Below are 19,574 nucleotides of genomic sequence, written 5' to 3'. Positions count from 1 at the left end.
AGCCGCAGAAGGCCCCGGACCACCCGGTCCGGGGCCGACTCTTCCGCTCATCCCCTGCTCAGGACGCCCGCACGACCGTGCTCGCCCGCCGCCCAGCACACCGCGACGCAGTCGATGGTGTCGAAGCTGCCGGTGCCCAGCGACCGCCACGTCCGGCCGCCGTCACGGCTGAGGTCGCTGCCGGTCGGGCCGACCGCGACCACCGCGTCGCCCCACCAGTCCGCGCCCGACCGGTAGCCGAACGGCGCCTGCGCGGGCCCCTCCCACGTCGCGCCACCGTCCCGGCTCCAGGCCAGGCCGGCGACCCGCGCCGCCGGGTTCTTGTAGTCGCCGCCCACGACCACGCCCTGCCGCGGCGTCCGGAACGCCACCGAGAACACGCCCGTGGACGCCGAGCTGGACAGCGGCGTGTCGGCCACCGACCAGTGCCGGCCGCCGTCGGAGGAGTGCAGGACGCGGGCGGTCGCACCGCCGCCGGTGGCGATCCACGCGTCACGCGGCCCCGCCGTGGTCACGCACTGGCCGCTGGCCGCGAAGCCGAACTCGCCCGGCAGCGCGGGCGGGAAGTTCTCCTCCGGCACGCGCTGCCACGACCGGCCGCCGTCGTGGGTGGACAGGACCCGGAACTTCCCGTCCACCGGGTCGCTCATCGCCAGGCCGCGGAACCGGTCGAAGAACGCCAGGCAGTCGTAGAACGCGGCCGGGTCGTCGTTGCGGAACGCCAACGCCCAGGTCCGGCCGCCGTCGGAGGTGCGGTAGACGCGCGAGGTGTCCGCCGGGCCCGCGGTCAGCGCGACCGCGTGCCAGGCGTCGAACGCCTCGACGTCGCGGAAGTCGAGCGTGGCCGCGTCGGGCGGCGTCACGGCCTGCCAGGACGCGCCGCCGTCGGTGGTGCGCAGCACCGTGCCCTTGCCGCTGGTCCACGCGACGTGCGCGTTCACCGCGGACACCGAGCGCAACCGCACGTCGACACCGGTGGGGCGCTCGTCCCAGGTCGCGCCGTGCGCCTGGGCGGGTGGTGCGGCCAACAGCGACGCCGCGGTGGCCGTCGCCAGGAGAAGGATCTTCATGAGGTGTGAGCCTCACGAAGATCCCCCGCCGGGCATACCGCTAGAGAGACGAGATCAGCCGCTCCACGCGTTCGTCCACCGCGCGGAACGGGTCCTTGCACAGCACGGTGCGCTGCGCCTGGTCGTTGAGCTTGAGGTGCACCCAGTCGACGGTGAAGTCGCGGCCCGCGGCCTGCGCGGCGGCGATGAAGTCGCCGCGCAGCTTGGCCCGCGTGGTCTGCGGCGGGGTGTCCTTGGCGGCCTCGATCTCGCCGTCGTCGGTCACCCGTTCCACCTGGTCCTTCCGCTGGAGCAGGTCGAAGATGCCCCGGCCGCGCCGGATGTCGTGGTAGGCGAGGTCGAGCTGGGCGATGCGCGGGTTGGACAGGTCCATGCCGTGCTTGGCCTGGTAGCGCTCCATCAGCCGGTACTTGATGGCCCAGTCGATCTCGCGGTCGATCTTGGACAGGTCCTCGGCCTCGACCGCGTCCAGCGTGCGGCCCCACAGCTCGAGCACCCGTTCCGCCATCGGGTCGGGCGCGCGCTTGGCCACGTGCTCCACCGCGCGCTCGTAGTACTCGCGCTGGATGTCCAGCGCCGAGGCCTCCTTGCCGCCCGCCAGCCGCACGGTGCGCCTGCCGGTCAGATCGTGGCTGATCTCGCGGATCGCGCGGATCGGGTTGTCCAGGCTGAAGTCGCGGAACTGCACGCCCTGCTCGATCATCTCCAGCACGAGGTTGGCGCTGCCCACCTTGAGCAGCGTGGTCACCTCGGACATGTTCGAGTCGCCGACGATGACGTGGAGCCTGCGGTAGCGCTCGGCGTCGGCGTGCGGCTCGTCGCGGGTGTTGATGATCGGGCGGGACCGGGTGGTGGCGCTGGACACGCCCTCCCAGATGTGCTCGGCCCGCTGCGACAGGCAGTAGACCGCTCCGCGCGGCGTCTGGAGCACCTTGCCCGCGCCGCAGATGAGCTGCCGGGTCACCAGGAACGGCAGCAGGACGTCGGCGATGCGGGAGAACTCGCCCGCCCGCGCGACCAGGTAGTTCTCGTGGCAACCGTAGGAGTTGCCCGCGGAGTCGGTGTTGTTCTTGAACAGGAAGATGTCGCCCCCGATGCCCTCGTCGGCGAGCCTGCGCTCGGCGTCGACGAGCAGGTCTTCGAGGATCCGCTCACCAGCCTTGTCATGCGTGACGAGCTGGGCGAGGTCGTCGCATTCCGCCGTGGCGTACTCGGGGTGCGAGCCCACGTCCAGGTAGAGCCGAGAGCCGTTGCGCAGGAAGACGTTCGACGAGCGTCCCCACGAGACGACCCGGCGGAACAGATAACGCGCGACCTCATCCGGGGACAGCCTGCGCTGCCCGTGGAAGGTGCAGGTCACCCCGAACTCAGTCTCAATGCCGAAGATCCGCCGCTGCATCCCTCAACAGTAGGCGCATTCGGCGCTTTCCTCAGTGATCCAATCGGGCGTCGCACCGATTTCGCGGATAACGTTCTCGTGTGCTCCGACGAGTGAACCGCCTGGACCTGGCCGTGATGAGGCGTTCCGGCGCGCTGCGCGCCTCCCCCGTGGACGAGGGGATGAAGAGGTTGTCCCGCGCCGCCAACCACAGCGCGTTGTGGCTGGTGGTGGGGGGTGTGCTGGCGATGCGCAAAGGGGTGACGCGGCGTGCGGCGCTGCGCGGGGTGGCGGCGATCGGCGGGGCGAGCTTCAGCGCGAGCCTGGTCGCGAAGCGCCTGTTCCCGCGCCGCCGGCCCGCCGCCGACCTGCTGCTGGTGCCCAGGCGGCTGACCAAGCGCCCCACGTCGTCGTCGTTCCCGTCCGGGCACGCGGCGTCGGCGGCGGCGTTCACCACGGCGTTGGCGATGGAGTCGCCCGCGTTGGCGGCGGCGGTCGCGCCGGTGGCCGCCGCGGTGGCCTACTCGCGGATCCACACGGGCGTGCACTGGCCGTCCGACGTGGCGGCGGGCGCCGCGATCGGGGTCGGCGCGGGCCTGCTGACCAGGCGTTGGTGGCCCGTGGGGCGCACCGAGCCCGCGTCGGCGCGCGAGCACCGGGAGCTGGAGCCGCTGGTCGACGGCGAGGGCCTGGTGGTCGTGGTGAACCCGAGCGCGGGCCTGGGCGGCGCAGATCCGACCACCGAGATCCTCCAGGAGTGGCCGAAGGCCACGATCGTGGGAATCGAGGATCTCGACACGGTGATCGCCGATCACGCTCCGCACGCACTGGGCGTGGCGGGCGGGGACGGGTCGGTCGCGGCGGTGGCCGCACTGGCGGCGGCGCACCGGCTGCCGCTGGTGCTCGTGCCCGCCGGGACGTTGAACCACTTCGCGCGGGACGTGGGCGTGCGGGGGCTGGACGACACGGCGCGGGCGGTCGCGGAGGGCGACGGCGTGCTGGTGGACCTGGCGGCGGTGTCGGTGGACGGCGAGGGGCCGCGCTGGTTCGTCAACACCGCGAGCCTGGGCGGCTACCCCGACATGGTGCGGCTGCGCGAGCAGTTGCAGGACCGGTGGGGCAAGTGGCCCGCGGCCGCGATCGCCCTGGCCAACGTGCTGCGCACGTCACGCCCGTTGCGGGTCGAGCTCAACGGCGAGCCGCACCTGGTGTGGATGCTGTTCGTCGGCAACGGCCCGTACCGGCCCAAGGGCTTCGCGCCGACCATGCGGCCCTCCCTCGACGCGGGCCTGATGGACGTCCGCTACATCCGCGCCGACACCCGGTTCTCGCGGGCGCGCTTCTTCCTCGGCGCGCTGCTGGGCTCGCTGCACCGCAGCCGCACCTACCGGCACCTGGAGACGCGCTGGCTGGACGTGCGGCTGCTCGACGCGGCGGTGGCGATCGCGACGGACGGCGAGGTCGGCCCCACCGGGTCCACGTTCGAGTTCCGGTCCCGGCCGGCGGCGTTGGCCATCTACCGACCCCGTGACTAAGGTTGACTCCGTCAACGGTTCTGTTGAGGGAGTCAACGATGACGGTCGCGGACGTGCGCGCGTTCAACCGCTTCTACACCGGCGTGATCGGCGTGCTCGACCGCGGCTACCTGTCCTCGCCGTACTCGGTGACCGAGGTGCGCGTGCTGTTCGAACTGGCCGCTGGCCCGTGCGAGGTGCCGGACCTGCGGGCCGCGCTGTCGTTGGACGCCGGCTACCTCAGCCGCATCCTCGGCCGCTTCGACCGTGACGGGCTGGTCACCCGGACGCCGTCCGAGCGCGACTCGCGCCGTCACGTCGTCACCCTCACCCCGCGCGGCGAGTCGGTGTTCGCCGAGCTGAACGCCCGGTCCGACGCCGAGATCGGCGCGCTGCTGGAGCCCTTGCCGGCGGCGGAGCGCGCCGAGCTGGTGGCGTCGATGCGGCGGATCGAACGCCTGCTCACCGGCACGCCCCGCTCCTACCTGCTGCGGCCGTTGCGGCCGGGCGACCTCGGGTGGGTGGTGCAGCGGCACGGGGTGCGCTACGCGGAGGAGTGCGGCTTCGACCAGACCTTCGAGGCCCTGGTGGCGCGGGTCGTCGGCGAGTACGGGCAGGAGCACTCCCCCGACCGCGAGGCGGCGTGGATCGCCGAGGTCGACGGGGAGCCGGTCGGGTCGGTGTTCTGCGTGCGGGTGGACGACCGCACGGCCAAGCTGCGCCTGCTGCTGGTCGAGCCGGCCGCGCGCGGCCTGGGCATCGGCGCGCGGCTGGTGGACGAGTGCCTCCGCTTCGCCCGCCGGGCCGGGTACGAGCGGGTGGTGCTGTGGACCGTGGCCGGGCTGGCGGCGTCACGCCACATCTACGAGAAGGCCGGCTTCCGGATCGACACGAGCACGCCGGAGCGGCTGTTCGGGCGTGACGTGCAGGCGCAGACCTGGTCGCTGGACCTGTGAGGCGCACCGGTCGTCCCGACCCCGCGTGGGGCCGGGACGACCGGGCGTGCTCACCGGCGCGGCGGTGTCACGGCTTGTACCAGGACTGGTTGTCCCAGCCGTTGCACGTCCAGACCTGGACCTTGCTGCCGTTGTGCGTCGGCGACGACACGTCCAGGTCGAGGCACCGGCCGTCGTGCCAGCTCACGACCTGGCCGTTGGTGTACATGGTCCACTTCTGGTTGTCCCACCCGTTGCAGTCCCAGACCTGCACCTTGGTGCCGTCGTGCGTCGGCGACGAGACGTCGGCGTCCAGGCATCGGCCGTCATGGGTGCTGCGGATGGTGTAGTCGTCGTAGTAGGTCCACTTCTGGTTGTTCCAGCCGTTGCAGTCCCAGATCTGCACCTTGGTGCCGTTGTGGGTCGGCGACGAGACGTCCGAGTCCAGGCACCGCCAGTCGTGCCGGCTCTGGATCGGGGTGTTCGCGGTCCGGGCGGACGGCGCCGCCGCAATCGCCCCGGTTGCTCCGGTCGCCCCGGTCGGCACGACGATCAGCGCGGCGAGCAGCAGTCCGAACACCGCGAACAACTTGGTCAGGTGACGCATGGGATCCCCCCTAGGTCTACGGACCAGTCACCGTCCCAGGGCGCGCGGCGGGTTCGGCAGCACAGCGTGAGATATCACCGTGTGATTGCGCGGTTCCGGTCCGTAACACCGCGCTGACGGTGGGCGATTCCCAGTCGGGGGGACTTGTCATGGAACGTAGAGCCGGATGGGTCGCGCGCGTGCCGGACAGGCTGTGGTCGCGGCCCGACGTCGTCGCCGCGCTGGAGGACCGCGACATCGCGAGCCTGCTGGTCCTGCTCCGGCGGCACGCCGGGTACAGCCAGAACGACCTCGCGGGCGTCACGGGCATCGCGCAGGGGCGGATCAGCGAGTACATGCGCCGGCGGAGGCTGCCGACGCTGGACACGATCGAGCGGATCGCCGACGGGGTGGACATGCCGCCCCAGTGCCGCCGCCTGCTCGGGTTGGCGCCCGAGCCCCGTGGGCTGTGCCGGGACCGGGCGGGCTCCGGCTGCGCGTGATTACGATCGGCGTAGTTCGACATGGTCGAACGGTGAAGCGCTAGAGTGATCGCGTGCCCGGACCCATCCAGTCCATCGAACGGGCGGCCGCCGTGTTGCGGCTGCTGGCCAGCGGCGCGCGGCGGATGGGGGTCGCGGAGCTCGCCCGAGCCCTGGAGCTGCCCAAACCGACCGTGCACGGCATCCTGCGGACGTTGCAGCTCGTCGGGTTCGTCGAGCAGTCGCCGGACTCGGGCAAGTACCAGCTCGGCGCGGCGCTGTTCCACATCGGCAGCAGCTACCTCGACGGCAACGAGCTGCGCACCCGCGCGTTGAACTGGTCGGACTCGCTGGCCTCGCGCAGCATGGAGAGCGTCCGCATCGGCACCCTGCACGAGAACCAGGTCCTGGTCGTGCACCACGTGTTCCGCCCGGACAACTCCCGGCAGGTGCTCGAGGTCGGCGCTCTGCTGCCCGCGCACGCCAGCGCCCTGGGCAAGGTGCTGCTCGCCGACGACCCGGTCGGCCTGGGCCTGGCCGACGACGAGCCGCTCAAGGCCTACACCGCCGCCACGATCACCGACCTCGACCGGCTCGGTGACGCGTTGGAGCAGGTCAGGCAACGTGGTTGGGCGTCGGACGTGGAGGAGCTGGTCGAGGGCGAGGTGTCGCTGGCCGCGCCCATCCGGGACCGGCGGGCGGTGACCGTGGGCGCGGTCGGGATCTCCGGACCGGTCGAGCGGTTGTGCGACGAGCACAAGCAGCCGCGCACCGACCTCGTGTCCTACGTCCGGGAGGCCGCGCGGTCGATCTCGCGCGAGCTCGGCGCCATCCCCTGGTGACGCGGGCGTTCCAGGAGGGTTGACAAGTTGTGAGCGTCGGCACAGGATTCACGCGCACCGTACGACATTGTCGAACGGCATTCAGGCCAGAGAGGGCGCGTGGATGACCAACCAGTCGATCTTCATCGGTGAGTTCCTGGGCACCGCACTGCTGTTGCTGCTCGGCAACGGCGTCGTGGCGGGCGTGGTGTTGGCGAAGTCGAAGTCCCACGGCGCGGGCTGGGTGGTGATCACGTTCGGCTGGGGCTTCGCCGTGCTGGCCGGCGCCTACGCCGTCGCGCCGCTGTCCGGCGCGCACCTCAACCCGGCCGTGACGCTCGGCCTGGCCATCCACAACGGCGACTGGAGCACCGTCCCGCTCTACCTGCTGGCCCAGTTCCTCGGCGCGTTCACCGGCGCGGTGCTGTGCTACCTGACCTACCTCGGCCAGTTCCGCGCCAACACCGGTGAGGTGCTCGGCATCTTCGCCACCGGCCCGGAGGTGCGCCACCGCGCGCAGAACCTCGTCACCGAGGTCATCGCCACGTTCGTGCTGGTGTTCGTCATCCTGGCGACCGGCCAGACCAAGGGCCTGGAGACCTCCGGGACCGGCGTGCTGATCGTCGCCCTGCTCGTCGTCGGCATCGGCATGTCCCTGGGCGGGCCCACCGGCTACGCCATCAACCCCGCGCGCGACCTCGGCCCGCGGCTCGCGCACGCCGTCCTGCCGATCCCCGGAAAGGGTGGATCGGACTGGGGATACGCCTGGATCCCCGTCGTCGGTCCCCTGATCGGCGGAGCATTGGCCGGGCTCGTCGACATCGCCGTCTACTGAGGAGCGTCCCGTGAGCACCTACATCGCAGCCATCGACCAGGGCACGACGTCGTCGCGGTGCATCGTCTTCGACCACGGTGGCGCGATCGTGTCCGTGGCGCAGAAGGAGCACCGGCAGATCTTCCCCAAGCCGGGCTGGGTCGAGCACGACGCCGAGGAGATCTGGGCCAACGTGCTCGACGTCGTGCACGGCGCGCTGCAGAAGGCGTCGCTGACCGTGCACGACCTGGCCGCCGTCGGCATCACCAACCAGCGCGAGACCACGCTGGTGTGGGACAAGGCCACCGGCAGGCCCGTGCACAACGCGATCGTCTGGCAGGACACGCGCACCGACCAGCTGGTGAAGGAGCTGGGCGAGCAGAACCGGTTCCGGGACAAGTGCGGCCTGCCGCTGGCCACCTACTTCTCCGGGCCGAAGGTCCGCTGGCTGCTCGACCACGTCGACGGGCTGCGCGACCGCGGCGAGCGGGGCGAGGTGCTGTTCGGCACCATGGACACCTGGCTGATCTGGAAGCTCACCGGCCGCCACGTCACCGACGTCACCAACGCCAGCCGTACCATGCTGATGAACCTGGAGACGCTGGACTGGGACGACGAGCTGGTCGACGCGATCGGCGTGCCCCGGGCGATGCTGCCGGAGATCCGCTCGTCCGCCGAGGTCTACGGCACCGCGACCGGCACGCTGGAAGGCGTCCCGGTGGCCTCCGCGCTCGGCGACCAGCAGGCCGCGCTGTTCGGCCAGACCTGCTACTCCCCCGGCGAGGGCAAGTGCACCTACGGCACCGGCAGCTTCCTGCTGGTCAACACCGGTGACAAGCCGGTGGTCTCGGAGAACGGCCTGCTCACCACGGTCGGCTACAAGATCGGCGACCAGCCGGCCGCGTACGCGCTGGAAGGCGCGATCGCGGTCACCGGCGCGCTGGTGCAGTGGTTCCGCGACAAGATGGGGCTCATCGGCAGCGCCCCGGAGATCGAGACGCTGGCCCGGTCGGTCGAGGACAACGGCGGCGCGTACTTCGTGCCCGCGTTCTCCGGCCTGTTCGCGCCGCACTGGCGGTCCGACGCGCGCGGCGTCATCGCGGGCCTGACCGGCTACATCGACAAGGGCCACATCGCGCGCGCGGTGCTGGAGGCGACCGCGTGGCAGACCCGCGAGGTCGTGGACGCGATGAACGCCGACTCGGGCGTGGAGCTGACCACGCTGAAGGTCGACGGCGGCATGACCGCCAACAACCTGCTCATGGGCTTCCTGTCCGACGTGCTCGACGTGCCGGTGGTGCGGCCGATCGTCGCCGAGACCACGTGCCTGGGCGCGGCTTACGCGGCCGGGCTCGCGGTGGGCTACTGGTCGGACACCGAGACCCTGCGCGAGAACTGGCACAAAGCCGCCGAGTGGCTGCCGACGATGGACGCGCGGACCAGGGACAAGGGCTACCGCAAGTGGAAGAAGGCGGTCGAGCGGACCGTCGGCTGGATCGACGAGGACGACAACGATGAGTGAACAGCGGGGACGACAACGATGAGCGAGCAACGGGCCAGGGCGCGCGAGGCGCTGGGACACGGAGCCTTCGACCTGGTCGTGATCGGCGGCGGCGCGCTGGGCATCGCCACCACGTGGGCGGCGGCCCGGTCCGGCCTGCGGGTGGCGCTGGTCGAGGCGGGCGACTTCGCGGGAGCCACGTCCAGCGCGTCGTCCAAGCTGGTGCACGGCGGCCTGCGGTACCTGGCGATGGGGCCGAGCGCGGTGCCGATGGTGCGGGAGAACCACGCCGAGCGGCGCGCGCTGGGCGACCACCTGGCCCCGCACCTGGTCCGGCCGCTGCCGTTCCTGGTGCCGGTGTACCGGGGCGGGCCGCACTCGCGGCCCGTGCTCGGCGCGGGCGTGGTGCTGTACTCGGCGCTGTCCGGGTTCGGCGACGGCGTGGGCAAGGTGCTGTCGGCGCGGCGGGCCGCGCAGTACGTGCCGCACCTGCGGACCGAGGGCCTGCGCGGTGCGGCGCTGTACTACGACCACCAGATGAACGACGCCCGGGTGGCCATCACGGCGGCGCGTGCGGCGGCCGAGGCGGGTGCGGTGCTGCTGAACCACGTCGAGGTGGTGGGGCTGCGCAAGCGCGGGTCGGTGGTGACCGGGGTCGAGCTGCGGGACAAGGTCGACGGGTCCGGGTTCGGGTTGGACGCGTCGGTGGTGGTCAACGCGACCGGGCCGTGGCTGGACTCGGTGCGGCGGATGGAGGACCCGTCGGCCGCGCCCAGCATCCGGTTGTCCAAGGGCGCGCACTTGGTGCTGCGGACCGACGTGCCGTGGCGCGCGGCGATGACCATCCCGGTGGACGACGTGCGGGTGTCGTTCGCCATCCCGTGGGAGGGGCAGCTGCTGCTCGGCACGACGGACGAGGTGTACGAGGGCGACCCGGCGGAGGTCCGGTGCTCACCGGCCGACATCGACCAGATCCTCGGTGAGGCGTCGGTCGGCATCTCCGCCGAGGCGCTGGACCGGTCGCGGTTGGCGTACACGTTCGCCGGGCTGCGGGTGCTGCCCGGCGGGTCCGGCGACACCAGCCACGCCAAGCGCGAGACCGTGATCACGCGCGGGCGTGGCGGGATGATCAGCGTGGCGGGCGGCAAGTGGACCACGTTCCGGCGGATCGGGGCGTCGGTGCTGGCGCGGGTCGGCGAGGCGCTGGGGCGGGACCTGTCGCGGGCGTTCGACGGGGTGCCGGCGGCGTTGCCGGGAGCGGCGGTGCCCGAACGGGTGTGGGCGCAGTTGGGACGGGAGCTGCCGTCGGTGCCCGACGACGTGTTGCGCCACTTGGCCACGCACTACGGGACGGTCAGCCACGAGGTGCTGTCGTTGGCGTTGGACGATCCGTCGTTGTTGGACCGGGTGCACCCGGACGGACCCGACATCTGGGCGCAGGTCGCGCACGCGCAGCGGTACGAGTGGGCGACGGAGGTGGACGACGTGCTGCGGCGGCGGACCACCGTGGTGGTGCGCGGGTTGGACACGCCGGCGGTGCGCGAGCGGACCGGGCGATTGCTGGCGAAGGCGGCCGCGTAGGTCCTGGGGCCCGCCGGTGACCGGGTCGCCGCCCACCTCGTGGGCCCGATCGTGGTGGAGCCGCGCCACTGGTCCGCGACGACGTCCCCACCACGGCGAAGGCCCCCGGCGACCGTGCCGGGGGCCTTCGCCGTGGTGCGGAACCTACGGCTTGTCGTCGTTCGGCGGGAGGTTCACGTCCGTCACCGGCTTCTTCTTGCCGCCCTTGGCGGGCGGCTCCTCCGACGCGGGCTCGGCCTCGGTCGGGGCAGGGTCGTCGCCGGGCAGCAGTGCGGCCAGGGCGGCACCCGCGATGCGGCGGAAGGCTCGGCGGGGACGGGCGCGTTCCAGGACCGCCACTTCCAGCTTGCCGCGGTCGAGGAGGTCCGGTTTGCCGTTGCCGGTGGTGGTGCTGCCGGCGCTGAGGGCCTTGACCGCGGTGCGGACGGCGTCGGCCAGCGGTTGGCCCTCGCTGTAGGCGTCCTTGAGGGCGGTGCCCGTGGCCTCGGCCTGGCCACCCATCACGACGTACTGCGGCTCTTCCACGATCGAGCCGTCGTAGGTCAGGCGGTAGAGGGTGTCCTGCTCCGGGTCGACGCCGACCTCGGCCACGCAGATCTCCACCTCGAGGGGCTTGATCTGCTCGGCGAAGATCGAGCCCAGGGTCTGGGCGTAGACGTTCGCCAGCGAACGGCCCGTGACGTCGCGCGGGTCGTTCTGGTAGCCGCGGATGTCGGCGAACCGGATGCCCGCTTGGCGCAGGTTCTCGAACTCGCTGTAGCGGCCGACCGCGGCGAACGCGATGCGGTCGTAGATCTCGGACACCTTGTGCAGGGTCGCGGACGGGTTCTCCGCGACGAACAGCACGCCGTCGGCGTAGCGGAGCACCACGACGCTCCGGCCTCGGGCGATGCCCTTCCGGGCGTACTCCGCGCGGTCGCGGAGGATCTGCTCGGGTGAGGCGTACAACGGCATCGTCACTGCTGCGGCTCCCGGGCTCGGCGGATGCGGGTGGGGATCGGGGTCGGCACGGCTCAGCCCGCCGGCTTGGACTTGCGGCCCTCGACGACCGCCTCGGCCAACGTGGCGGTGTCCGCGTCGGGCAGGTGGACCGCGCCCTCGGCGGTGATCGTCACGACGACCGGGTAGATCTTGCGGATCACGTCCGGGCCGCCGGTGCCCGAGTCGTCGTCCGCCGCGTCGTACAGCGCCTCGATCGCGGTCCTCGCGGCGGCCTCGGCGTCGGCGTCGGGGTCGTAGAGCTTCTTCATCGCCGACTTCGCGAACAGCGAGCCCGAGCCCACGGCCTGGTAGCCCTGCGACTCCTCGTACCGGCCGCCGGTCACGTCGTAGGAGATGATGCGGCCCGCCCGGTCCGGGTCGGGCGCGTCGGTGTCGAAGCCCGCGAACAGCGGCACGACCGCGAGGCCCGCGAGCGCCGCGTCCAGGTTGCCCTTGATCATCGCGGAGAGCCGGTTCGCCTTGCCGTCCAGCGACAGCGAGACGCCCTCGATCTTCTCGTAGTGCCGGAGCTCGACCGCGTAGAGCCGGACGATCTCGACCGCGATGCCCGCCGTGCCCGCGATGCCCACCGCCGAGTAGTCGTCGGTGATGAACACCTTCTTCATGTCGCGCTGGGCGATCACGTTGCCCATCGTGGCGCGCCGGTCGCCCGCGATCACCACGCCGCCCTTGAACGTGAGGGCGACGATGGTCGTGCCGTGCGGGGCCTGCACCGCGCTGCCCTCCGGCAGCGGGCGGCTCGACGGCAGCAGTTCGGGAGCCTGCGCGCGGAGGAAATCGGTGAACGACGACGACCCCGGCCTGAGGTAGGCCGGGGGCAACGACGCGGCCGGGAAGTGCCCGGTCGAGCTGTGGTCCATGTGTGCGTTCTTCTCCTGTCCCGCCGGCGGCTTCTTACTCGCCGCCCTTTTGCACGTACGCGCGGACGAAGTCCTCGGCGTTCTCCTCGAGCACGTCGTCGATCTCGTCGAGGATGGCGTCGACGTCCTCGCCGAGCTTCTCCCGGCGTTCCTGGCCGGCGCCGGCCGCGCCGTCGCCGCTCTCGTCGCCGTCACCGCCGCCTTGGCGCTGAACCTGTTCCTGGGCCATGTCGACCTCCCGGTCCTCGGGTCCTGCGAGTTAAACACTACCCACCAGGTACGACATCCTGCGCCTGCCACTCGGGTCTGTTGATCAGCCCCGGGTCAGGGCCTCCACCAGTTGCTCGGCCGTGTCCGAGGCTTCCAGCAGGGCTCCGACGTGCGCTTTCGTACCGCGCAGTGGTTCGAGGGTGGGGATGCGCACGAGTGATTCCCGACCGAGGTCGAAGATCACCGAATCCCACGAGGCGGCGGCCACCGAGGTGGGGTAGCGCTCCAGGCAGCGGCCGCGGAAGTAGGCGCGGGTGTCCTCCGGTGGGGCGAGGATGGCCGCGCGCACCTCCTCCTCGCTGACCAGGCGCTTCATCGAGCCGCGGGCCACCAGCCGGTTGTACAGGCCCTTGTCCAGCCGCACGTCGGAGTACTGCAGGTCGACCAGCGACAGCCGGGGCGAGCCCCAGGCCAGGCCGTCGCGGGCGCGATACCCTTCGAGCAACCGCAGCTTCGCCACCCAGTCGAGCCGGTCGGCGCACTCCTGCGGGTCGCGGGCCAGCGCGTCGAGCACCTCGCCCCACACGCGCAGCACGTCCCGGTCGCCGTAGCCCTCCTGCTCCACGAACGCGGCGGCGCGCTCGTAGTAGGCGAACTGCAGGTCCAACCCGGTGAACTTGCGGCCGTTGGTCAGCTCGACCTTCGTCTTGAGCGTGGGGTCGTGGCTGATCTGGTGCACCGCCCGCACCGGCTCCTGCAGGCGCAGGTCGTCGAACCGGCGGCCGGCCTCGATCATGTCGAGCACGAGCGAGGTGGAGCCGCACTTGATGTAGGTCGAGTACTCGGCCAGGTTGGCGTCGCCGATGATGACGTGCAGCCTGCGGTACTTGTCCGCGTCGGCGTGCGGCTCGTCGCGGGTGTTGATGATGCCGCGCTTGAGCGTGGTCTCCAGGCCGACCTCGACCTCGATGTAGTCCGAGCGCTGGGACAGCTGGTAGCCGGCCTCCTCGCCCGCCGCGCCGATGCCGACGCGGCCGGAGCCGACGACGACCTGGCGCGACACGAAGAACGGCGTCAGCCCGGCGATCACCGCGGTGAACGGCGTGCTGCGCTGCATCAGGTAGTTCTCGTGGGTGCCGTAGCTGGCGCCCTTGCCGTCGACGTTGTTCTTGTACAGCTGCAGCCGGGGCTGACCGGGGACGGTGGCCGCGCGCATCGCGGCCTCCTCCATCACCCGCTCCCCCGCCTTGTCCCAGATCACCGCGTCGCGGGCGTTGGTGACCTCGGGCGCGGAGTACTCGGGGTGCGCGTGGTCGACGTAGAGGCGCGCGCCGTTGGTGAGGATGACGTTGGCCGCGCCCAGGTCCTCGACATCGCTGTCGCCGGGGTGGCCGCCGGGGGTGCCGAGGTCGAAGCCGCGCGCGTCGCGCAGCGGCGATTCGACCTCGTAGTCCCAGCGGGCCCGGCGCGCTCGCGGTATGTCGGCGGCCGCCGCGTAGGCCAGCACGACCTGTGTCGAGGTGAGCACCGGGTTCGCCGTCGCGTCACCCGGCACCGAGATGCCGTACTCGACTTCGGTTCCCATGATCCGCCGCATGTACGCAGACTACGACCTTCCACCGGCACACCGCCGGAACCCGGGTCACGTTTCAGCCGGCCGCGAGCCCCGCGGCGGGCCTGATCCGGGACGCGCCGCGGGCCGGGCCGAACGCCGCGAGCACGGCCAGGACCACCACCCCGGCGCCGCCCACCAGCAGCGGCGCGACCGCCGCCGTGGGCCAGGCGAACACGCCGATCGCGGCCAGCGTCAGCTCGGCGTAGACGAGGCCGAACACGCCCCCGCCCAGCACGCCCACCAGCGCCAACAGCACCGCTTCGGCCACCACGCCCCCTTGCAGGCCGCCCTTCGTGACGCCCAGCGCGCGCCGCAGCGCCAGCTCCTTGCGGCGCTCCTGGACGGAGATCGTCAACGCGGTCCCGATACCGGTCACGGCGACCGCCACGGACAGCCCCAGCAGCACCATCAGCATCACGATCCCCAGGTCGAGGTAGCGCTGGTTCTGCGCGCTCGTCTCCGCCTTCGTCTTCACCAGAACGGTGGGCGCGTCGGCCAGCGCGGCACGCACACCCGCCTGGTAGGCGGCCGGGTCGGCGCCCGGCGCGAACGCGACCAGCACCTTCGACGCGGGGGCCAGGCCCGGGTCGGCCAGCAGCACGTCGGCGTCGTCGAGCACCGATCCGGTGAACGTGCCCACGAACGTGGCCGTGCGCGGGCCGCCGGGCAGTCCCTCGACCGTGAACGGCCGGCCCGGCTGCGCGCCGAACCGCTCGGCGAACCAGTCGGCGAGCATGACGGTGCCGGGCGCGAAGTCCTTCGCATCGACGTCCTGCCTGGTCAGCCAGTCGCGCATGGCGCCGGGGTCGGCACCGAGGACCTGCGTCGGGAACGCGTAGCCCTCGTCGTCCTTCTGGTCGGCGGTGACGCCGTGCACCACGACCGCGGCCGCCGCTTCGGGCCGTTCGGCCGCCACGCCGACACCGTCGGCCAGGGGGCGTCCGCCCGAGTCCGCCACCACGGCGTCGGGCCGCGGCTCGTTGCTGAACTCGTCCTCCATGCGCTGCGCCGAGCCGACCGTGACGGCGAAGAACGTGACCATGGCGGCGGCCAGGAGCAGCGGCATCGCCACCGACGCCGACCGCTGCGGCACGCGCCGCACCTCGGCCGCGGCCAGCTTCCACTGCGCACCGCCGAAGCGGCTCGCGACCGAGCCGAAGACCCGGCCCAGCGCGGGCACGACCACCGGTCCCAGGACGCCGAACAGGCCGAACACGGCGATGATGCCGGAGAACAGGACCAGGAAGATCGCGATCAGCGAGCCCTGGGCGAGCACCGCCAGCGCGCCCATCAGGCCGGCGACGACCACGAGCCCGATGCCGAAGACCCGACGGCGGCGCACCACGTCCCGGTCGGGCGTCTGACCTTCGGACGTCCGCAGTGCCGCGAGCGGCGAGATGCGCGCGGCGGCCAGCGCGGGCCGGACCGCGGCGAACGCGCTGAGCGCGGCCGCCGTGACGACGCCGATCAGCGACTGGCCGACCGTGGGCAGCAGCGACGGGCTCAGCTCCACCGCGCCGAGCAGCGAGGACAGGCCCGTGGCGTCGAACAGCCTGGCCAGCAGCCACGCCACCGACCCGCCGAGCACCGCGCCGACCGCGCCCGCGACCACGCCGGTGAGCAGCGCTTCGAGGAGGTTCGCCCAGACCAGCGGGCCGCGGTGCGCGCCGAGGCAGCGCAGCAGCGCGGTGTGCCGCTGCCGTTGCGCGTAGACGGCCCGGTAGGTGGCCGAGGCGACGAAGACGGACGTGGCCAGCGCCAGGATGCTGAACGGCAGCAGCACGGCCGCGAGGTCGTTGTTGGCGGGCTCCGCGGCGATCGCCGCCCTGGTGTCCACGCGGACGCCGTCGCCCGCGGCCCGTGCGACGGCGTCCCGGTCACCGCCGACCACGTAGATCGCCTCGGTCCGCGGCTCGCCGCCGAGCTTGGCGGCCAAGCCCTCGCCGATCACGACCACCGGCTCCTCGGCCAGCGAGCCGCGCTTGGTGATGCCGCGGACGACGACGTCCAGCGGCTTGCCCGCGGCGTCGGCCACCTCGACCGTGGAGCCCGGCTTGAGGCCGTGCTCGTAGGCCGTGACGCGGTCGATCGCGATCTCGCCGTCGTGGCCCGGCGAACGGCCTTCCAGGATCGGCACGCGGTGCAGCTCGGGGCGGTCTGGCTCGATGTCGGCGGTGGCGCGGCGGTCGCCCGCCCGTCCGCCGTCGAGCAGCAGGTCGGCGCGGACCTCGCGGATCGGCTGCGCCACCCTCACCCCGGCGACCTGCGCCACCCGATCGGCGGTCGCCTGGTCGAGGGCTTCGCCGTCGCCGCGCAGCGGTGGGCGGATGACGAGGTCGACGCCGGCGGGCGCGGAGGGCGCGCCTTCGTCCGTGGCGCGGACCATCGCGTCGCTGAGCATCAGGGCGGCCAGCAGGCAGGCGACGCCGACGACCAGGGCGACACCGGGCAGCACGGCGCGGCCGGGCCGGTTGCGGAACTCGGCGACCGCGAGCCGCAGGGATGTGGGCACAACTCCTCCTCGTGACGCGAACGGCACGACGGTAGGAAGCGGCGGCATCGGCGGGCGTCGGCCCGGGGTAGCACGGGCCGGTACTACCTGGGGAGGATCTTCACGTGGAACACGTAGTGGTGGTCAGCCCGGACGGCACACCCATCGGCACGGCGACGCGCGCCCGGATGCGCGCGGAGGGCCTGTGGCACCTCTGCGCGGTCATCGTCGTGCGGTCCCTGGACGGGACGCGCCTGTACGTGCACCGGCGCACCGACACGAAGGACGTCTACCCCGGACTGTACGACCCGACGTGCGGCGGGGTGGTCGCGGTGGGTGAGACGCCCGACGAGTGCGCGGTGCGGGAGCTGGCCGAGGAGCTGGGGGTCGTGGCGGCCCCGGAGTTCCGGTTCAGCACCCCGTTCGTGGACGGAACCATCCGGTACGTCGCCCACGTTTACGAGGTGCGCAGCGACGGGCCGTTCACCCATCAGCCGGAGGAAGTGGCGTGGGGCGGCTGGATGGGCGTGGACGAGGTGCGGGTGTTGGCGGAAGACCCCGGGTGGCCGGTCGTGCCGGACGGTCGGGCCCTGATCCGGGAGTGGTTGCGGTGGGCATGATGTTCGCGATGTCGATCCCCGGCCTGGCGGTGCTGCTGCTCGGCCTGGCGGCCGGCGAGCGGCTGCTGCGCTGGGTGCGCCGGCGCAAGGGTCACCCGGTCGTGTCGGCGACCGCGTTCGAGGAGTTCACCACCGTCTTCCAGGGCGGCAAGCACATCGAGCTGCAACAGCGGCAGGTGACGTTGATGCTGGGCGAGGACGAGGAGTCCGCCGCCCCGCCACGCGGACCGGTCGACCTCGACTCGGGCAACGTCCGACTCGCCCGGCGCCTCCCCGGCGCAGCGGACTAGCGGGCTCACTCCCAGGCCAGCGACGCCCGCGTGGCCCAGTACCGCTCGGGCGGCTCGGCGCAGGCGTCGAGGTCGTCCGGCTGGAGGTCGACGTCACGGGCCTTCAGGTTGGCGTGCAGCTGGTCCGGGCTCGCGGCCCCGGAGAGCACCACGTCCGCCCACGGTTGGGCGCGCACGGCGGCCAACGCGATGGCGTCCGGCCCGACGTCGTGCTTCTCGGCCAGCTCGCGCACCCGCGGCGGCGGGTCGACGGCCAGCCTGCCGTTGGCCAGGCCCTCCTTGACGAACACCTCCCCGCCGGACTCCTTGACGAACGCCAGCGCAGGCCCCACCGAAGTCTCCAGGACGTTCCAGGTGGACTGGACGCTGTCGAACAGCCGCCGCCCCTCGACCGTCAGCTCCCACGCGCGCCGGATCGTCTCGTCCTGGCGCGGGCCCGAGGTGGAGAAGCCGAGACGGACGCCCGAGTCGCGCAGCCCGCCCAGGGCGAGGAGCAGGTCCGGGTCGCCGAACAGCGGGCTGTCGACGGTCAGCGAGTGCACGTTGTAGAGACCGACGTGCGCCCCGAGCAGTTCCTCGGTCTCCCGCCACTGCCGGGTGAATCGCTCGACCGAGTGCTCCTTGACCTCGTGCGTGTCCGCGTCCCGCCGCCAGTCGGCGACGTAGGCGTAACCCCACTTGCTCGACACCTGGACGTCCTGGTGACCTCGTGCGGCCAGCCACTGCCCCAGGAACTCCTCGGCCCGCCCGTAGGAGCGAGCCGCATCCACCCTCCGTACCCCCGCCGCGTAGGCCGCGTCCAGCACGGCGTGGCAGTGCGCGCGCATCGCCTCCACGTCCCGCCGGCCGGGCAACGCGTCCTCCCGCCCGAGGTTGATGTAGGCAGGACGACCGAGCGCGGCCAAACCGAGCGCAAATTCGGGCACGCCCGCCACCGTAACCGCCACCCCCACCACCCCGCCGAACGACCACCTCCACACGACCGCCGGCCGCTGGAGGCAAGACTTTCGCCCCAGCCCTCTCCCGCCACCAGCCACGCACGACTGTTCCTCGGTCACAACACCTCGTGTCATGCCGCACCGCCCGCGACCACGGCCACAAGCTCGCTCGGTCATGACCACGCACGGGCCCATGCGGACCACTGCCAGGGCTCCGGGGTCGACTCGCGCTCGGACTGGGCCGACCCCAGTCGCCCACCACGCCGCCGAACGGGACCAGGTCAACCAGAACTCCACACCGCAGCCTGCCGGTCGCGGGACCGATCAACCGATCGTGGGAGTCGCCGCGAGTTCGGCCCGTCGGCAGATCCCTCCCAGTTGTGGGTTGGATGCACTGCCGACCTGCACGAACGGTTGGCGGGCACGAGCGCGACATCGGTCGTCGGGCATCGGTGAATGGGTCGGTCGGTGCGGGACCGGCTGTCGGTCGCGGTCGTGTCGGTGAGCGTTTGTCGAACGTCAATGCTGGGCGGGCCCCTCGCCAGCCGGCCTGACCAGGTGATCGGAGATCGGCAACCGGCCGGAGTTGAGGCCGTCAGGTCAGGCGGTCGGTCACTGGGCAGATTCGGTGGCCGGAGGCTCTGTCGGTCGGCTGGCTCGGCCAGCCGGTCAGGTTGAGCGGCAGCCGGTTGGGGCTGGCCAGGTTGAGGGATCCGTCCGGCCGGCCGGTTGGTCGAGGCGGGGGGTGTCCCTATGTGGTTGTCAAGCCGCAGCCGGGGCGGGAGTGGGTTCGGGGTGCCGGTAGTAGGTCTTGTCGCGGAGCATGGCGAATAGCACGTCGCAGCGGCGCCGCGCCAGGCAGATCA

The 19,574-nt window shown here is 72.2% G+C and carries 18 protein-coding genes; 9 read left to right on the top strand and 9 right to left on the bottom strand.

Going from position 1 to position 19,574, the window contains the following annotated elements:
* Window positions 1-47: 47 nt before the first annotated feature.
* Window positions 48-1,070 (bottom strand): oxidoreductase, encoded by a 1,023-nt coding sequence (locus LZG04_RS29805; protein WP_233823089.1) that lies wholly within the window; start codon window positions 1,068-1,070, stop codon window positions 48-50.
* 40 nt (window positions 1,071-1,110) lie between these two features.
* Window positions 1,111-2,469, bottom strand: a complete 1,359-nt coding sequence (gene pafA / locus LZG04_RS29800; protein WP_141982938.1) for a Pup--protein ligase — start codon at window positions 2,467-2,469, stop codon at window positions 1,111-1,113.
* Window positions 2,470-2,549: 80 nt separating this feature from the next.
* Between pafA and LZG04_RS29795 the strand changes: the two genes are divergently transcribed.
* Window positions 2,550-3,983, top strand: a complete 1,434-nt coding sequence (locus tag LZG04_RS29795) for a bifunctional phosphatase PAP2/diacylglycerol kinase family protein (protein ID WP_233823086.1) — start codon at window positions 2,550-2,552, stop codon at window positions 3,981-3,983.
* A 38-nt stretch (window positions 3,984-4,021) separates the two neighbouring features.
* The gene (locus LZG04_RS29790; protein ID WP_233823083.1) at window positions 4,022-4,918 is read left to right on the top strand and encodes a helix-turn-helix domain-containing GNAT family N-acetyltransferase; all 897 of its coding nucleotides are present in this window, start codon (window positions 4,022-4,024) and stop codon (window positions 4,916-4,918) included.
* Window positions 4,919-4,985: 67 nt separating this feature from the next.
* Here the strand turns inward: LZG04_RS29790 and LZG04_RS29785 are convergent, their stop codons facing one another.
* Window positions 4,986-5,504 (bottom strand): RICIN domain-containing protein, encoded by a 519-nt coding sequence (locus LZG04_RS29785; protein WP_233823081.1) that lies wholly within the window; start codon window positions 5,502-5,504, stop codon window positions 4,986-4,988.
* A gap of 179 nt (window positions 5,505-5,683) precedes the next feature.
* Between LZG04_RS29785 and LZG04_RS29780 the strand changes: the two genes are divergently transcribed.
* From LZG04_RS29780 to LZG04_RS29760, 5 genes are all read left to right on the top strand, one after another.
* On the top strand, window positions 5,684-5,986 hold the full coding sequence (locus LZG04_RS29780; RefSeq protein WP_233823079.1) for a helix-turn-helix domain-containing protein: 303 nt from the start codon (window positions 5,684-5,686) through the stop codon (window positions 5,984-5,986).
* A gap of 53 nt (window positions 5,987-6,039) precedes the next feature.
* The gene (locus LZG04_RS29775; protein WP_233823077.1) at window positions 6,040-6,807 is read left to right on the top strand and encodes an IclR family transcriptional regulator; all 768 of its coding nucleotides are present in this window, start codon (window positions 6,040-6,042) and stop codon (window positions 6,805-6,807) included.
* 103 nt (window positions 6,808-6,910) lie between these two features.
* Window positions 6,911-7,621: an MIP/aquaporin family protein gene (locus LZG04_RS29770; RefSeq protein ID WP_233823075.1), complete on the top strand. Its 711-nt coding sequence runs from the start codon at window positions 6,911-6,913 to the stop codon at window positions 7,619-7,621.
* Window positions 7,622-7,631: 10 nt separating this feature from the next.
* Complete coding sequence (glpK, locus tag LZG04_RS29765; protein WP_233823073.1) at window positions 7,632-9,122, top strand: glycerol kinase GlpK; 1,491 nt, start codon at window positions 7,632-7,634, stop codon at window positions 9,120-9,122.
* Between the two features lie 18 nt (window positions 9,123-9,140).
* Window positions 9,141-10,682: a glycerol-3-phosphate dehydrogenase/oxidase gene (locus tag LZG04_RS29760; RefSeq protein WP_233823071.1), complete on the top strand. Its 1,542-nt coding sequence runs from the start codon at window positions 9,141-9,143 to the stop codon at window positions 10,680-10,682.
* A gap of 144 nt (window positions 10,683-10,826) precedes the next feature.
* Here the strand turns inward: LZG04_RS29760 and prcA are convergent, their stop codons facing one another.
* The 5 genes from prcA to LZG04_RS29735 all read right to left on the bottom strand — a co-directional run bounded on the left by prcA (window position 10,827) and on the right by LZG04_RS29735 (window position 16,881).
* On the bottom strand, window positions 10,827-11,642 hold the full coding sequence (gene prcA / locus LZG04_RS29755; RefSeq protein WP_233823069.1) for a proteasome subunit alpha: 816 nt from the start codon (window positions 11,640-11,642) through the stop codon (window positions 10,827-10,829).
* Between the two features lie 53 nt (window positions 11,643-11,695).
* Window positions 11,696-12,544, bottom strand: coding sequence for a proteasome subunit beta (prcB, locus tag LZG04_RS29750; protein ID WP_233823067.1), 849 nt, complete (start codon window positions 12,542-12,544; stop codon window positions 11,696-11,698).
* 34 nt (window positions 12,545-12,578) lie between these two features.
* Complete coding sequence (locus LZG04_RS29745; RefSeq protein WP_233823065.1) at window positions 12,579-12,773, bottom strand: ubiquitin-like protein Pup; 195 nt, start codon at window positions 12,771-12,773, stop codon at window positions 12,579-12,581.
* A gap of 84 nt (window positions 12,774-12,857) precedes the next feature.
* On the bottom strand, window positions 12,858-14,351 hold the full coding sequence (gene dop, locus LZG04_RS29740) for a depupylase/deamidase Dop (protein ID WP_233823063.1): 1,494 nt from the start codon (window positions 14,349-14,351) through the stop codon (window positions 12,858-12,860).
* Window positions 14,352-14,403: 52 nt separating this feature from the next.
* Window positions 14,404-16,881, bottom strand: coding sequence for an FtsX-like permease family protein (locus LZG04_RS29735; protein WP_233823061.1), 2,478 nt, complete (start codon window positions 16,879-16,881; stop codon window positions 14,404-14,406).
* Window positions 16,882-16,985: 104 nt separating this feature from the next.
* On the opposite strand from LZG04_RS29735, the gene LZG04_RS29730 reads away from it, so the two are divergent.
* Window positions 16,986-17,480 carry an NUDIX hydrolase gene (locus tag LZG04_RS29730; protein WP_233823059.1) on the top strand — a complete coding sequence of 165 codons (495 nt, stop codon included), beginning with the start codon at window positions 16,986-16,988 and terminating at the stop codon, window positions 17,478-17,480.
* Window positions 17,481-17,488: 8 nt separating this feature from the next.
* Window positions 17,489-17,770 carry a DUF6191 domain-containing protein gene (locus LZG04_RS29725; RefSeq protein WP_233823057.1) on the top strand — a complete coding sequence of 94 codons (282 nt, stop codon included), beginning with the start codon at window positions 17,489-17,491 and terminating at the stop codon, window positions 17,768-17,770.
* A 5-nt stretch (window positions 17,771-17,775) separates the two neighbouring features.
* On the opposite strand, the gene LZG04_RS29720 is transcribed toward LZG04_RS29725, so the two are convergent.
* Window positions 17,776-18,696: an aldo/keto reductase gene (locus tag LZG04_RS29720; RefSeq protein ID WP_233823055.1), complete on the bottom strand. Its 921-nt coding sequence runs from the start codon at window positions 18,694-18,696 to the stop codon at window positions 17,776-17,778.
* Window positions 18,697-19,574 lie beyond the last annotated feature (878 nt).

Source organism: Saccharothrix sp. S26 (assembly GCF_021390395.1).
In the GTDB taxonomy this organism is placed as follows: domain Bacteria; phylum Actinomycetota; class Actinomycetes; order Mycobacteriales; family Pseudonocardiaceae; genus Actinosynnema.
Note: the sequence above shows the minus strand (reverse complement) of the source record. Positions and strands in the feature narration are given on the sequence as shown.